The following is a 13639-nucleotide window of genomic DNA, read 5'->3' on the forward strand; positions in this document are numbered from 1 at the left end:
AGACAAGGAGACCGGACAGTTTAGAAAGGCCAAGCGGTAAAAATAAGTTACAAAACCTGTTTATAGCGCCGGTACACTTTTCAACGCGCGCCGATCAGCGCGTGCCGTCGGGGCCGTTGGAAGGAAATGGCAAATAGCGATCCCGCAGGAGCCCGTAGGAGCTGTCGAGTGAAACGAGGCTGCGATCTTTTGACTTTGATTTTCAAGATCAAGATCAAAAGATCGCAGCCTCGTTTCACTCGGCAGCTCCTACGGGGGGTCAGTGGGGAGGTCAGAATCCGCGCACGCCGCTGTATCCGGCGCCCAGCAAGCACGGCATATCTTTTAAACGAACCCAGGGTTCTGTCCGCCAATGCAGCAGGCTTAACGTTCCGCCCGCCCATTCCATCAAGCGCAGACTTGGCGTTTGATGCGAAACGGCGCCAGCACCGTCGCGCAGCATCGGCATTACATGGTGGGTCAGCCAACGCCGCAGATGCCGGTTCTCCGGGCAGTAGTGGTAGACCAGCATCGCGTAAACGCCGGACTCGCTGAGCATCAAGGTTTCCTGGGGTTCATCGTTGCCAGACAAACACATCATGCGGCGCTGATCGGCGTCGAGTTTGAGGGCTTGTCGGCCGTTGATATCCACGCCCATTAACCGACCAATATCCCGGGCGCAGAACCACGCTTCCGCGTGCAGTAAAAGTGCTCGCAACTGGATGTGATGGCGGATGAAGGTTTGGGGGATGAAGTGAGTTGGGGGATTTGGGGTAATTTTGACCATTCGAATGTCCTAACAAAAAGTTGGAGCTACCGGCATCACTTGCAGATGATGGGTGGCAGCTGTGTGCAGGTCTGCAAGACCGAGTGTTAGGCACCTCGGCAGACCCGAAGGTCTCCCGCACACAGCTACCATAAATCGATGGTCACTAATTAAAGCGACGCGATTATAGGTGCGCTGTATGCGCCTAACAAACTCTCGGCGGGCTTGCAGTCCCGATCACTGCATTGGCAGCGACGGTCGAAAGGTTATCGATGCCCCGGATCAGGGGCAAGACAGACAATCCCTATTATTCGGTAGGACCGATCATCGAATCGGAGGCGTCGTTAAACACACCACACAACGGACACGTTGGGGCAACTGGAAGGATGGTCGTGAGGCGGATGACGCCTTCGCGGGCAAGCCTCGCTCCTACAGATTCGAGGCGATCGCGAATGTCGAGCACACCATAAATCTGTAGGAGCGAGGCTTGCCCGCGAAGAGGCCCGCCAGCCAAACGCAAAAGATCGCAGCCTTCGGCAGCTCCTACGGGATAACGCGTTCCCCTGTAGGAGCTGCCGAAGGCTGCGATCTTTTGATCTTGCCCTTAAAACCCGCGATGACGCTTCAGATGCTCATTGATTTTCGCCGCCGGCACTTTCTGCAAGCTAACCAGCAAATCATGGGACAACTCCCGCAACCCATGCTGTTGGCGCAGTTGCTCAGCCAAGTGCGTCGTCAGGTTGGCCGCCATCTCCGCATCCGCCATCGCCCGGTGAGCCTTGCCGGTGTTGGGCAGGCTGGCGAAAGTCGTGAGGGTCCCGAGTTTGTGATTCGGCGCCGCCGGCATCAACCGCCGCGCCAATAACAGCGAGCAGGCAAAGTTCTGCAACCGCGTGCGTTTGATGCGCCCCAGTTCAAAGTCCCAGAACTTCTGGTCGAACGCGGCGTTGTGCGCCAGCAGCGGTGTGGTGCCGACGAACTCGTTAACCTCATTCATCACCTGCTCGGCCGACGGCGCGGTGCGCAGCATGGCGTTGCTGATGCCGGTGAGTTGTTCGATGAAGGCCGGTACGCGCACGCCGGCGTTCATCAGGCTCTGGTAACGCTCGACGATGCGCCCCTGTTCGAGGATCACCACGGCGATTTCCGTGGCCCGGCAACTGCTGCTCGGGGAGATCCCGGTGGTTTCAAAGTCGATGACGGCTATGCGTTCCAAACCTGTGTCTACTCCGTAAAAATCAATTCTTGAGCAGCAACGCGCCTTCGATCGGCACGTAGCGGCTGGCGGCGCGGATCAGCGAATTGGCGGTCAGGCCCGGCACGCCGTAAGCCACGGCTTGCACGCCGTGTTTGCTGATGATGCGCTCCAGCAGCATGTCGAAATCACCGTCGCCGGAGGCCAGCACCACTTCGTCGACGTGATCGGCGGCGTCCATGATGTCGAGGGTGATGCCCACGTCCCAGTCGCCCTTGGCCGAGCCGTCGCTGCGCTGGATGTAGGGCTTAAGCTTCACGGTGAAGCCGAGGTTGCGCAGGATCTGCTGGAACTGCTGCTGTTTGCTGTCACCGCGATCGATCGCGTAGGCATAGGCCTCGACGATCTCGCCCTGTTTGCTGATATCAGCCCACAACGCGGCGTAGTTGAAGTGACAACCATAGGCCTGGCGCACGGTGTAATAAAGGTTCTGGACGTCGGCAAACACTGCGATTTTTTTCACCGTGCATCCTCATGAGCGCACAAGCGCGCGGGCAAGATCAGGCCCCAGGCCCGAAAAGTTGCCCAGTATGCCAGCGCGGAGGATTGTTCTGCGAATAATCAGCCCGGGGGCGCTTGCACGCCCCGGACGAGTGGCAGGTCAGACGAAGGAGTCGTCGTCATCGCCGCCGAAGAACGATGAACTGTCATCGTTGTTGTAGTCGGTGTCGGCAAAGCCGCCCTGATCGTTGGCGTCATTGCCGGCCATGCGCTGGTCGTTGCCCCAGTCATTGCCGCTGTGATCGTTGACCTGGGCCGGTTCTTCCTTGATGACTTCGACGATTTCCTGCGGTTGCTGATGGCCGCGGAACAGGCTGCTGATGCCTTCTGCCAGCATCACGCCACCGGCCACTCCGGCCGCGGTTTTCAGCGCACCGCCGAGGAAACCGCTGCCCACCGGGGCTTGCTGTTGCGGCGCGTAGTTCTGCTGCGGGGCGCCGTAGTTCTGTGGCGGCGCACCGAAGTTTTGCTGGGGTGGTTGCGAATTGAACGATGGCCGGGCCGGTTCACGCCAGCCGCCGGTCGACGGCGGCGGGCTTTGGGTGGGGGCCGGTTGCGGATCGCGGGAGCCGCCGAAGATGCTCGACAGGAAGCCGCCACCGCTGGGGGCCGGCGCTGAAGCCTGGGCCTTGGCCTGTTGAAGGTCAGCCTGCAATTGCTGGATTTGCTGGGCCTGTTGTTTGTTCTGCTCATCGAGGCTTTTGATCGCAGCCTCTTGCACCAGAATCGCCTGGGTCATGAAATAGCCCGCAGCAGGCTGGCGAGTCAGGTGCTCCTTGATCCGCGCCTCGGCCTGGGCGTCGCGCGGGGCTGAATCCGTTTCGGCCTGTTGCAGCCGGGAAAACAGTCCATCGATCAGGGTTTGTTCTTCGCTGTTCATGGCGACCTCGTAGATTGCCGGGAATATCGTCGCCCTCATCCACGGTGGACAAGGTGCTCACCAGTAATGGGGCTGATACAGGATGTTTCAATGGTCTTTACCGAACGTTTACGTTTGCGCCCCCCGGCGCATCATCGGTTAAAGTGACGCACTGCTTTTAACCTGCGATAGCGACTGATGAATCCGTTCGATGTACTGCGTGACTCCTTGTATTTCTTCAAGCGTAATCTGGGCCAGATCGTGCGGCTGTGCCTGCCGCTGGTGATCCTTGAGGCGTTCTTGCAACAACTGGTGGACAACGCCGCCGGCCCCGAGGGGTTTCCCGGTTACAGCGTGATCGTCGGTTTGCTGGTGTATCCGCTGTACACCGCCGCGCTGATCCTGTTTCTCGACGCCCGCAGCCGTGGCGAATCGCCGCGCATTCGTGATTTGCTGAGCACCGCCGCGACGATGTGGCCGCGTTTCGCCCTGCTCACTGCCCTCAATACCGTGTTGATCCTGATTGGTTTGTCGCTGTATTTCCTGCCGGGCCTGTGGCTGATGGTGACACTCGCGTTCGCCGAGTACCTGCTGGTGTTGCGCGGCATGGCGCCGCTGGCGGCGATGAAAGAAAGCATGCGCCTGACCCGTGGGCACTTCCTGCGCATTCTGCTGTGCATCCTGTGTGTGATGGTGCCGTTGTGGTTGCTCAAGGGCGCCAGTTTCGAGGTCTACCCCGAGCCGCAAAACCCGGTGCTCGGCTTGCTGATCGACAGCGCCCACAGCTTCCTGCAACTGTTCACCAGCGTGGTGCTGTTTCGCCTGTTTATGCTGATCGGCGACAAGCCTGAGCAAAACGACCGCGCAGCCTGACCGCGCAGCCGTTGGGCGCAGGCGCCGCACTCGGGTATGCTCGGGGTCATCTTTGTAACGCTATAAGCCGAGCCATGACCCGTCTACTGCGCTACACCCTGTTAATTGTGCTGATTGTCCTCGGCCTGATCGGCCTGCTGATCTACAGCGTGACCTGGCGCCCCGACGCCAAGGAAGTGTTGCCGGTCAGTTGCAACGCCAAGGCACCGACCCTGGTGCCCGGCCAGGCGTTGAAAGTCATGACCTGGAACGTCCAGTACCTGGCGGGCAAACGCTATGTGTTCTGGAACGACCTGGCCCAGGGCGACGACGAAAAACCCACGCTGGAAGACATGGCGTTCAGCCTCGACGAAGTGGCGCGGGTGATTCGCGACGAGCAACCGGACATTGTGCTGTTGCAAGAACTCGACGACGGCGCCAAGGCCAGCGATTACCAGGATCAGTTCAAGTTGTTGCAGGAACGGGTCGCCGACCTCTATCCATGCACGGCCCACGCCTTCGACTGGAAAGCTGACTTCGTCCCGGAGCCGCACATTTTCGGCAGTGTCGGCCGGCAACTGGCGACGCTGAGTCGCTATCAGGTCGAACATGCCGAACGCCTGCAATTGCCAGTGGCGCCGGCCAACTTCATCAGCCGTCAGTTCAAACCGAAAAACGCCTTGTTGGTCACTTATCTGCCGTTAAGCGATGGTGGGCAGATTGCGGTGCTCAACACGCACCTGGACCGCGCCCTCCAGCCGGACGACACCCTTCAAGCCCAAGTGACAGCGGTGGCCAAGGTGCTCGACAAATACGAAAGTCGCGGTACGCCGTGGTTGATTGGCGGGGATTTCAACCTGTTGCCGCTGGGCCAGTATCGACGCCTGCCCACCGAGCAACGCACGCCCTACGTCGCCGACAGTGCGCTGCATGTGCTGTGGGACAAATACCCGATGATCCCCACCAACAACGAAGCCAGTGGTATCGATCGGGCGCAATGGCTGACCCATTACCCGAACGATCCCGGTTTGAACGGCCCGGACCGCACCGTCGATTACCTGTTCTACAGCCCTCGGATCAAACGGGTCGAAGCGACGGTGAGGCAGGACGATACGTTGCGCATCTCCGATCATTTGCCGGTGATTGCACGGTTCCTGTTGCCTGCCGCGCCCTAAAAGATCGCAGCCTTCGGCAGCGCCTGCATGGCATGCGAATACCTGTAGGAGCTGCCGAAGGCTGCGATCTCTTGACCTTCAGCTTTTACGCGGTTTGATCCGTGCCGTCGCCTCGGCCACCAACGGATCATCCGGCCAATAATGCTTCGGATAACGCCCCTTCAAATCCTTCTTCACCTCGGCGTAGGTGCTGCGCCAGAAGTTCGCCAGGTCCTGCGTCACCTGCACCGGCCGCCGCGCCGGGGACAGCAGATGCAATTTCACCACTTGCCGGCCGCCGGCGATGCGCGGGGTTTCGGCCAGGCCGAACAGTTCCTGCAAGCGCACCGCCAGAATCGGCGGCTGCTCGCTGTAGTCCAGGCGAATCGATGAACCGGACGGCACACTCAGATGATGCGGCGCCAGTTCATCCAGCCGTTGCGGCAACGGCCACGGCAGCAGGTTATGCACAATGCTCGACAGGTCCAGATTGGCGAAGTGACTGAGACGCGAGACTTTGCCCAGGTACGGCATCAACCAGTGTTCGAGGTTTTTAAGCAGCGCGGCGTCGCTGACATCCGGCCATTCACTTTCAGCCTTTGCGCCAAGGTCGAGCTGACGCAACAACGCCACCCGCGCCTGCCACTGCCGCAGCTCCGGGGTCCACGGCAACAGCTCCAGGCCTTTGCGCCGCACCAGGTTGACCAGCGCCTGGCTGCGGGCGGTTTCGTCGAGGCCGGTCAAGGGTTCGCGGCTGAGGATCAACTCGCCGACCTTGCGCTGCCGCTCGGCCCGCAACACGCCTTCGCGTTCGTCCCAGTCCAGTTGATCGACGCAGCGCACCTGCTCGTCCAACACCGAATCGAACAACGCCGGATCGAAATCCGCCGCCAGGTAAATCCGCTCTTCACGCTGACCCTGCCGACTGCCCAGATCGGCAATCACCAACCACGGCTGTTTCATCAAACTGTCGGCCTCGGCGAACAACGCCGCCCGGCCATTGGCCAACCGATACTCCGCGCCACCGGCCCGCCGCTGCTGCGCGACGCGATCCGGATAGGCCAACGCCAACAATGCGCCGAGCCAACGCGGGTGATCCGGATCGCTGACCGGCGCCGAGGCCTTACCGCGCAAGTAACCACGATATTGCCGCGCCAGTTGCCGAGCCCGCTGCACGCCGCCCTGGGCACCGCGTGCGGCACGCTCTTCGCCGGACAACAGCGCCAATCGGCTGTGCAGATCCGCCCCGGCACCGCGCAAGATATCCCGCTCACCGAGCAGGGCCGCAACGTCGCACGCCATGTCCGCCAACCCGAGCGCCTGACCGCGCAACAGCAAATGGCCGATCCGTGGATGCGCCGGCAACTCGGCCATGGCCTGGCCATGACGGGTCAGCGCTTCGCCGTCCAGTGCGCCGAGGCGATCGAGCAGGTCCTGCGCCTGTGCATACGCGGCGGCGGGCGGTACGTCGAGCCATACCAGTTGCCCCGGCGCGACGCCCCAGCGACCGAGTTGTAACGCGAGACCGGCGAGGTCCGCCGAAAGAATTTCCGCACTGGCGTACGCCGCCAATTGTTCGTGCTGATCCTGCGACCACAGGCGATAACACACGCCAGGCTCCAGACGCCCGGCCCGGCCGGCGCGCTGGGTGGCGCTGGCGCGGGAGATGCGCTGGGTGTCGAGGCGGGTCATGCCGCTGCCGGGGTCGAAACGCGGTACTCGCGCCAACCCGGCGTCAATCACCACGCGCACGCCGTCGATGGTCAGGCTGGTCTCGGCGATGTTGGTGGCCAGCACCACTTTGCGTTTGCCGGCCGGGGCCGGATCGATGGCGGCGCGTTGCGCGGCCAGATCCAGTTCGCCGTGCAACGGGCACAGCAGCACCTGCGTGCTCTCGCCCAAGGCATCGGCGAGTTGTTGATGCACGCGACGGATTTCCGCTTGCCCCGGCAGAAACACGAGCACGCTGCCGGTTTCGTCATTCAAGGCTTCGAGGACGGTTTGCACCAGACGCGGCTCGATGAACTCGCCGGGCTGGAATGGTCGGCCCCAGCGCATCACCACCGGGTACATCCGGCCTTCGCTGCGCAGGATCGGCGCGTCATCAAGCAACCCGGCCAGGCGTTCGCCTTCCAGGGTGGCCGACATCAGGAGGATTTTCAGCGGTTGATCTTCGCGAAACAGTTCCCGGCCATTGAGGCTCAGGGCCAGCGCCAGGTCGGCGTCGAGGCTGCGTTCGTGAAACTCATCGAAGATCAGCAAACCGACGCCGTCCAGCGCCGGATCATCCTGCAAGCGCCGGGTAAGAATGCCTTCGGTGACCACTTCGATGCGGGTGGTGGGCCCGACTTTGCTGTCGAGGCGAATGCGATAGCCGACGGTTTCCCCGACCTTCTCACCCAGCTCACTGGCCAAGCGCTCCGCCGCCGCCCGCGCCGCCAGGCGACGGGGTTCGAGCATCAGAATCGTCTGCCCCGCCAGCCACGGCTCATGGAGCAAGGCCAACGGCACGCGGGTGGTTTTACCGGCGCCGGGCGGTGCTTCGAGCACGGCTTCGTGGCGTGTCGCCAAGGCTTCACGCAGGGCGGGTAAAACGTCGTCAATCGGCAAAGAAATCATGCTGGCTCCCAGGCAAGCCGCGCAGTATAACGACGAAGCACTCGGCCCAAGCAGCCGGGTGTTCAGAAACTAGAGATTGAATGCGCTGCGTATCCGTCCCGCAACGTCCACCAACGTCACTCCACGTAGCCCGATGGCTTTCAGGTCAACGCTCAGGGAAGGCATGACATTCAGAAACTGCCGCAGGTCTTGCGCGATGCTTTCAGGCAGATCGATTTGAGTCTCCGCCGACAGCAGGCCAGACAGAACAATGATGTCCTTTAGATGTTTACCGCTCTTGCGAGCAGCATTCGGCTCTTCGCACTCCGGGCGGCTGAGATTGCTCCATGCCTGTGCCTTGAGCGGGATCAGTCGATCGGCACCGATATAGGAAAGATCTTCGGTGTCATTGCGCCCCGCCACGATGAATGCGTAATAGGCGTCGTCGAGCAAAATGGCGGACAGATCGGAAATATCTCCGTCTACTGGTAGTGGCGTCAGATGTGCGTCTCCTGGCAGCAGTAACCCTTCCGGGGCTCGCGAGAACAACTCCAGAAGTACGGGGTAGCGGTCATCGGTGGGATTGCCGAATCTGTAGCGCCTGGTCGGCCCATCAAGCGCCTGACGTTCCGTGTAACCTCCACGTCTTACAAACGCCCAGAATTCAGCACCGAACACGTTATCCAAAGCCTCAATGATCAGAACGATGTCCAGATCCCGTGTCGCCCGAAACGTAATGCCAGCTTCTTCAAGTGTCAGGCTAGCCGCAACGCCGCCAATGAGTACATATCGATCACCGTAGCCGGCGAAGGCTGCGCGAAAGGTATCCAACCCTTTTACCATTCGATCTTCTCCATCATTTCATCAAGACTGATCTGGACTCTGTCGTCCGCGTCGTCCCTCAGGCTGAGAAAGAGAGAGAAGGGATCAACGCACTGGCTCGACACTGGAACACAGGTTTCGCCGCGACTGTGATCAGGTGAGTAACTCCAGATTTCAATCTTGAATAGTGCGTTATCGAACGGGTCGACTTCTTTGCGGCCCGAACGCCGAAGCTCCAGGTCCCATTCTTCTTTAGTGAACGCGATAACCGGGATCGACGGCTTTTCCAGCAGGGACATGTTGCTGAGCGCCGATAGCCCGGCTGTTCGCTGTACCGAAGGCTGCCAGTCGGAATAAACCACACGTTTTACCGGGCTCTGCATCAAGGGCAGGGCTGTTTCCCAGAGGGTTTTCGCAGGCGCGACAAATCGCCAGCGCGGTGACTTTTCATTGACGACGGGCTCTATCAACCCGAACGATTGAAACTCTTTCATCGCCCTCGACGTGGTCATTTTGGAGTACCGCTCCAGATCAGCCAGGTCTACACCTCGAAACAAATAATCCTCATCCCAGCCACGAATAATGGCTCCGATGAGCAACGCCTGGCTCGCAGGGCTCAGGGCGTTTTTTTCGAGCGGTCGGCTTCTATAGAACTCGCGTAGATCCAATCCAAGTCGTGGAGCAAAAAGCTGATTGCCAGGCACAACGAACTCAATACCGGATTCGATAAGACGTTTGCGTTCAAAAGATTTAAGCGCGCCGGTCGCATAGAGAATTGGGTGATCTACGGTTTTTTTCAGGATATCGAGGTGCTTGCGGATCTTCGCCGCATTCTCAAAAGGTTCGTGAGCAAGCAGCACAAGGATCTCGCAACCAAAAAGCGTCACGGTGTCGAAGGCGTATTCATCCAACAGATAGAAAGGTAACCCCTTGGACTTCGCCCAGCGTTTGATCTCGGGCCTGGCCCCGAAAATCGACTCGAAGTAATTTTGAATTTCTTGTCGGCTGGTTTTCATTGCGGCGCCTAGTAACATGGTTTTCGCACAGTAACAGCGAAGATGTTACCGAGCAATTAACGCGTTACCCTGATCAAGATCAGTGTGTGTCGCCAAGGCTTCACGCAGGGCGGGTAAAACTTCGTCTATCGGCAAAGAAATCATGCTGGCTCCCAAACAGAGGGCCGAGTATAACGGCGAACTGCCAAGCGTTTGTCGCGGTCCTAATTCATATCGACGACACTTCGTTTATTGATGACTCAGGAGATTTTCCATGCGTGTTCCTTTTCGCCTGATTGGCGGTGTACTGGTCGCCACCCTGCTGACCCAGGTAACGGCCTGCGGTTCGATTTTCTACCCCGATCGTCGCGGCCAGATCGATGGCAAGATCGACCCGGCCATCGCCGTGCTCGATGCCGTGGGCCTGCTGTTCTACATCATCCCTGGCCTGATCGCCTTCGCCGTGGACTTCACCACCGGGGCGATTTATTTCGAACCGGGCAAGACCGCGCAAGTGGCACCGGAAAAACTCAAAGAAGCCATCGGCTCGGACGGCCAGGTCGATAACCGCAAGTTGCAGACTATTCTTGAAACCGAACTGGGCCGCAGCTTCCCGCTGGACGACCCACGCCTGATCCAGCACAAGGGCAGCACCCAGCAGTTGGCCATGTTCGGCCTGCAACCTGCCGCGTAATCCGTGCCCTTAAAGGAAAAGCCGCACCTATGACCACCAGCCCCGAACACGCCCGTCTATTGCGGCTGGCGACCCGCGCCTCCGTGGCGGTGGCGTGCACGTTGATCATCGCCAAAGCCATCGCCTGGTGGCTGAGTGGCTCGGTGAGCATGCTCGCCGGGCTCACCGACTCGGCACTCGACGGCATCACCTCGCTGCTTAATCTGCTGGCGGTGCATTACGCCTTGCGCCCGGCCGATGACGATCATCGTTACGGCCACGGCAAGGCGGAATCGCTGTCGGGCATGGCCCAGGCGTTGTTTATCGGCGGCAGTGCGGTGTTGATTGCGTTGCAGGCCTTCGAGCGGTTGAAGCACCCGGAACCGGTCGGCGCGCCGTGGATCAGCATCGGGGTGATCCTCTTTTCCCTTGTCCTGACCCTGGCGTTGCTGATGCTGCAACACCGGGTGATTCGCGAAACCGGCTCCAACGCGGTGCGCGCCGACTCGCTGCATTACCGCTCCGACATGATGCTCAACGGCAGCATTCTGGTGGCGCTGGTATTGGCCGGGTTCGGCTGGCATCAACTCGACGCCTGGTTCGGTTTGGGGATTGCCGCGTACATCCTTTGGAGCGCGGTGCAAATCGCCCGGGAAAGTTTTGCGGTGCTGATGGATGAAGAACTGCCACCGGACGTGAGCCAGCACATGCTGGAACTGGCCTGTAGCGTACCGGGGGTGTTGGGCGCGCATGATTTGCGCACGCGGATTTCCGGCAATCACTGGTTTGTGCAGTTGCACCTGGAGTTGCCGGGGGAGCTGACGCTGTCAGTGGCTCATGGCATCAGCGATCAAGCCGCCGATGCGATTCACGCCGCTTACCCGCGAGCCGAAGTGCTGGTGCACGCCGACCCGCAGGAAGTGGTCATGGCCGCGAAGGCTTAGAAGCTCACCTGATAACCGCGACTGCTCAGGCAGTTGCCCTCGGCCTGGCGGTAGGCTTGCACCACCGACGGGTCGGGTTGGTAAGTCGCGGTTTGCGGGTTGAAGCCACTCTGCTGCACGGCGTACTGCGAGCAATCGTAACCGTCCTGAGCGATCTGCTCTTGGGACTGACCGTTGGCGGGATACGCCGTCACGTCATAGCCGTTGCTGGCAGGTTGCGGTTGCGGCGCGCCGACGGGCGGCTCGACCACCACATAATCCTGAGTGCTTTCTTCGTAGGCGTAGTAAGAACCGGCCGCGAGGAACAACAACGCACCGCCGATCCACACTTCACGGGCGTAATCGGGCATGTAATGCACGCGAATCCCGCGCGGTGGCTGCACTACGACATAACGCGGACCTTGCGGGCGATACCAGTAGCCGCCGGAGTAGAAGTAATCCTGGCCACGGTACGGCACGCGGAAGTTGCGATCCGGGAAACGATCGACCATCTGACCGGGACGATACTGCGGGCCTGGACCCCAACCGTTGCCGTGCCCGCTCGGGCGACCTTCCCAGCGATGATCATCGGGACGCGGCCCCTGATTGCCGTTCTGCCAGTGCTGGTTGTTATCGTTGCGGCGCGGGATGTCCTGATAGTTGCCGTAGCGCGGTTGCTGGGTCTGGCGCACGGTGTCGGGCCGGCCCTGGATCGGCAGGCTGTTGGCGGGCAGTTGCGGCGGTGGCGGTGCAGGTCGAACCTGGGTGGCGGCATCGTGCGGCTGACGATTCTGCCATTGGCCGCCGTTCTGATTCTGGCCGTTGTGCTCGAACTGGCGGCTATTGTCGCCACGAATGACTTCGTTGTTCTGCGGGCGCGGCTGATTCTGCTGCGGATTGTTTTGCGGACGCGGCTGATTATTCTGTTGCGGCGCGTTTTGCGGGCGTGGCTGGTTATTGCCGCCATGGCCCTGCTCGTTGCGCTCATGATCCCGCCCGTGCGGTACGTTATCGGGACCATGGTTTTGCGGCTCATCGGCGAGCGATTGCGCAGTGACACTTACACACAGCAAACCAACACCGGCCAAACGCCAGATGCGCGACTTCATGCTTTTCCTCACTGCGGGTTAGGGCCTGTACGTAAGACTGAAAAAGCACAGGCCGGTTCTGCAACAGGTTATCAGTTGCGCAACTTATTTATTGAGGGCCGCTTTCTTTAGACGATGAAAAATCGCACGCCATAAAAAAGGGAGACCCGTCGGCCTCCCTTTGAGAACTTCGTCCGTGCTCAACGCTTATGACGTTGGCTCACCTCACGCCGTCTTCTGGACAGTGTGCAGCTCGGAGGCCGGCACATCCCCGGTGGGGGTGGCGGCCGCGACAGGCCTGATTGGGCGAGTCGCTTTGGACTGTTTGTCCGAGCAGTGATTCTGGTGATAAGCATAGGCTTGGGGCGCAGGCAGAGGATTGCGAAGATTGCTCAAATAAACATGACTTGCGCAATTTTTAACCCTGGATAGATAATCCGCCGCAATAGTTATGACAAAGGCCTGATTGATGAGCAAACTCGACCGATACGACCTGAGCATTTTGGCGGAATTGCAACGCGACGCGCGCATCTCCAACCAGGAGCTGGCCGAACGCATCGGCCTGTCGCCTTCACCGTGCTCGCGCCGGGTCAAACAGCTGGAAGACGACGGCTACATCTCCCGCCAGGTTGCCCTGCTCGACCGCAAGATGCTCGGCCTGAGCCTGACGGCCTACGTCTTGATCGGCATGGACCGCCACACGCCCGAGCGTTTCGAAAACTTCGAAGCGGCGATCCGCACCTTGCCGCAGGTGCTGGAATGCAGCTTGGTGACGGGGATGGATGCGGATTATCAGCTCAAAGTGGTGGTGCCGGACATGGACCACTATCAGAAACTGCTGCTGGGGCACCTGACCCGGATTGAAGGCGTGACGAGCGTGCGGTCGAGTTTTGTGCTGAACCAGGTGCTCAACAGCACCGAACTGCCGTTGACTCACCTGCGAAACTGATGACTCCTTCCGTAGGAGCTGTCGAGTGAAACGAGGCTGCGATCTTTTGATCCTGCTCTTAAAAATCAAGATCAAAAGATCGCAGCCTCGTTTCTCTCGGCAGCTCCTACAGGGGCTGGCCGCCGGACGAATGACTGCGGCACACCGACGCAGGTCAATGCCCAGCCATTGCCCATAGGCGTATACTCGCCCGGCCCTTTTTAGCCCCGCCTGCGCTGGAGATGT

The 13639-nt window shown here is 60.2% G+C and carries 13 protein-coding genes; 5 read left to right on the plus strand and 8 right to left on the minus strand.

The genetic code is table 11. From position 1 onward, the window contains the following. Positions 1 to 271: 271 nt before the first annotated feature. The 4 genes from V5E99_RS10895 to V5E99_RS10910 all read right to left on the minus strand — a co-directional run bounded on the left by V5E99_RS10895 (position 272) and on the right by V5E99_RS10910 (position 3381). Entirely contained in the window at positions 272 to 766 is a 495-nt protein-coding gene (locus tag V5E99_RS10895) for a BRO-N domain-containing protein (protein WP_499802470.1), read from the minus strand. A gap of 583 nt (positions 767 to 1349) precedes the next feature. Further along, positions 1350 to 1961 (minus strand): 3'-5' exonuclease, encoded by a 612-nt coding sequence (locus tag V5E99_RS10900; RefSeq protein ID WP_133837620.1) that lies wholly within the window; start codon positions 1959 to 1961, stop codon positions 1350 to 1352. A gap of 22 nt (positions 1962 to 1983) precedes the next feature. Further along, positions 1984 to 2463, minus strand: a complete 480-nt coding sequence (locus V5E99_RS10905) for a LabA-like NYN domain-containing protein (protein WP_007946629.1) — start codon at positions 2461 to 2463, stop codon at positions 1984 to 1986. 138 nt (positions 2464 to 2601) lie between these two features. Next, complete coding sequence (locus V5E99_RS10910) at positions 2602 to 3381, minus strand: DUF2076 domain-containing protein (protein WP_499802471.1); 780 nt, start codon at positions 3379 to 3381, stop codon at positions 2602 to 2604. Positions 3382 to 3558: 177 nt separating this feature from the next. Between V5E99_RS10910 and V5E99_RS10915 the strand changes: the two genes are divergently transcribed. Further along, positions 3559 to 4233, plus strand: coding sequence for a YciC family protein (locus V5E99_RS10915; protein WP_499802472.1), 675 nt, complete (start codon positions 3559 to 3561; stop codon positions 4231 to 4233). 74 nt (positions 4234 to 4307) lie between these two features. Continuing rightward, entirely contained in the window at positions 4308 to 5387 is a 1080-nt protein-coding gene (locus tag V5E99_RS10920; RefSeq protein WP_499802473.1) for an endonuclease/exonuclease/phosphatase family protein, read from the plus strand. A gap of 78 nt (positions 5388 to 5465) precedes the next feature. Here the strand turns inward: V5E99_RS10920 and hrpB are convergent, their stop codons facing one another. From hrpB to V5E99_RS10935, 3 genes are all read right to left on the minus strand, one after another. Beyond that, positions 5466 to 7985, minus strand: a complete 2520-nt coding sequence (gene hrpB / locus V5E99_RS10925; protein ID WP_499802474.1) for an ATP-dependent helicase HrpB — start codon at positions 7983 to 7985, stop codon at positions 5466 to 5468. Positions 7986 to 8054: 69 nt separating this feature from the next. Continuing rightward, positions 8055 to 8807 (minus strand): hypothetical protein, encoded by a 753-nt coding sequence (locus V5E99_RS10930; RefSeq protein ID WP_499802475.1) that lies wholly within the window; start codon positions 8805 to 8807, stop codon positions 8055 to 8057. Next, a complete protein-coding gene (locus V5E99_RS10935; RefSeq protein ID WP_499802476.1) occupies positions 8801 to 9802 on the minus strand; it encodes a hypothetical protein in 1002 nt (333 codons plus the stop codon). The genes V5E99_RS10930 and V5E99_RS10935 overlap by 7 nt, the downstream gene beginning before the upstream one ends. Before the next feature lie 253 nt (positions 9803 to 10055). On the opposite strand from V5E99_RS10935, the gene pmcY reads away from it, so the two are divergent. Together pmcY and V5E99_RS10945 are read left to right on the plus strand one after the other, a co-directional pair. Then, on the plus strand, positions 10056 to 10475 hold the full coding sequence (gene pmcY, locus V5E99_RS10940) for a periplasmic Zn2+ metallochaperone PmcY (RefSeq protein ID WP_499802477.1): 420 nt from the start codon (positions 10056 to 10058) through the stop codon (positions 10473 to 10475). 29 nt (positions 10476 to 10504) lie between these two features. After that, positions 10505 to 11398, plus strand: coding sequence for a cation diffusion facilitator family transporter (locus tag V5E99_RS10945; RefSeq protein ID WP_499802478.1), 894 nt, complete (start codon positions 10505 to 10507; stop codon positions 11396 to 11398). Here the strand turns inward: V5E99_RS10945 and V5E99_RS10950 are convergent. Then, a complete protein-coding gene (locus V5E99_RS10950; protein ID WP_499802479.1) occupies positions 11395 to 12486 on the minus strand; it encodes a DUF6515 family protein in 1092 nt (363 codons plus the stop codon). The genes V5E99_RS10945 and V5E99_RS10950 overlap by 4 nt on opposite strands. Positions 12487 to 12934: 448 nt before the next feature. On the opposite strand from V5E99_RS10950, the gene V5E99_RS10955 reads away from it, so the two are divergent. Beyond that, positions 12935 to 13414, plus strand: coding sequence for an Lrp/AsnC family transcriptional regulator (locus tag V5E99_RS10955; protein ID WP_042934386.1), 480 nt, complete (start codon positions 12935 to 12937; stop codon positions 13412 to 13414). Positions 13415 to 13639: the final 225 nt, after the last annotated feature.

The organism is Janthinobacterium sp. LPB2021202312-11-4 (assembly GCF_037049705.1).
In the GTDB taxonomy this organism is placed as follows: Bacteria; Pseudomonadota; Gammaproteobacteria; order Pseudomonadales; family Pseudomonadaceae; genus Aquipseudomonas.

Bases quoted from the DNA above. Each gene is read 5' to 3' on its own strand.
- hrpB (WP_499802474.1), bottom strand. From the start codon at position 7,985: ATGATTTCTTTGCCGATTGACGACGTTTTACCCGCCCTGCGTGAAGCC.
- V5E99_RS10910 (WP_499802471.1), bottom strand. From the start codon at position 3,381: ATGAACAGCGAAGAACAAACCCTGATCGATGGACTGTTTTCCCGGCTG.
- V5E99_RS10915 (WP_499802472.1), top strand. From the start codon at position 3,559: ATGAATCCGTTCGATGTACTGCGTGACTCCTTGTATTTCTTCAAGCGT.
- V5E99_RS10930 (WP_499802475.1), bottom strand. From the start codon at position 8,807: ATGGTAAAAGGGTTGGATACCTTTCGCGCAGCCTTCGCCGGCTACGGT.
- V5E99_RS10950 (WP_499802479.1), bottom strand. From the start codon at position 12,486: ATGAAGTCGCGCATCTGGCGTTTGGCCGGTGTTGGTTTGCTGTGTGTA.
- pmcY (WP_499802477.1), top strand. From the start codon at position 10,056: ATGCGTGTTCCTTTTCGCCTGATTGGCGGTGTACTGGTCGCCACCCTG.
- V5E99_RS10945 (WP_499802478.1), top strand. From the start codon at position 10,505: ATGACCACCAGCCCCGAACACGCCCGTCTATTGCGGCTGGCGACCCGC.
- V5E99_RS10895 (WP_499802470.1), bottom strand. From the start codon at position 766: ATGGTCAAAATTACCCCAAATCCCCCAACTCACTTCATCCCCCAAACC.
- V5E99_RS10920 (WP_499802473.1), top strand. From the start codon at position 4,308: ATGACCCGTCTACTGCGCTACACCCTGTTAATTGTGCTGATTGTCCTC.
- V5E99_RS10935 (WP_499802476.1), bottom strand. From the start codon at position 9,802: ATGAAAACCAGCCGACAAGAAATTCAAAATTACTTCGAGTCGATTTTC.
- V5E99_RS10955 (WP_042934386.1), top strand. From the start codon at position 12,935: ATGAGCAAACTCGACCGATACGACCTGAGCATTTTGGCGGAATTGCAA.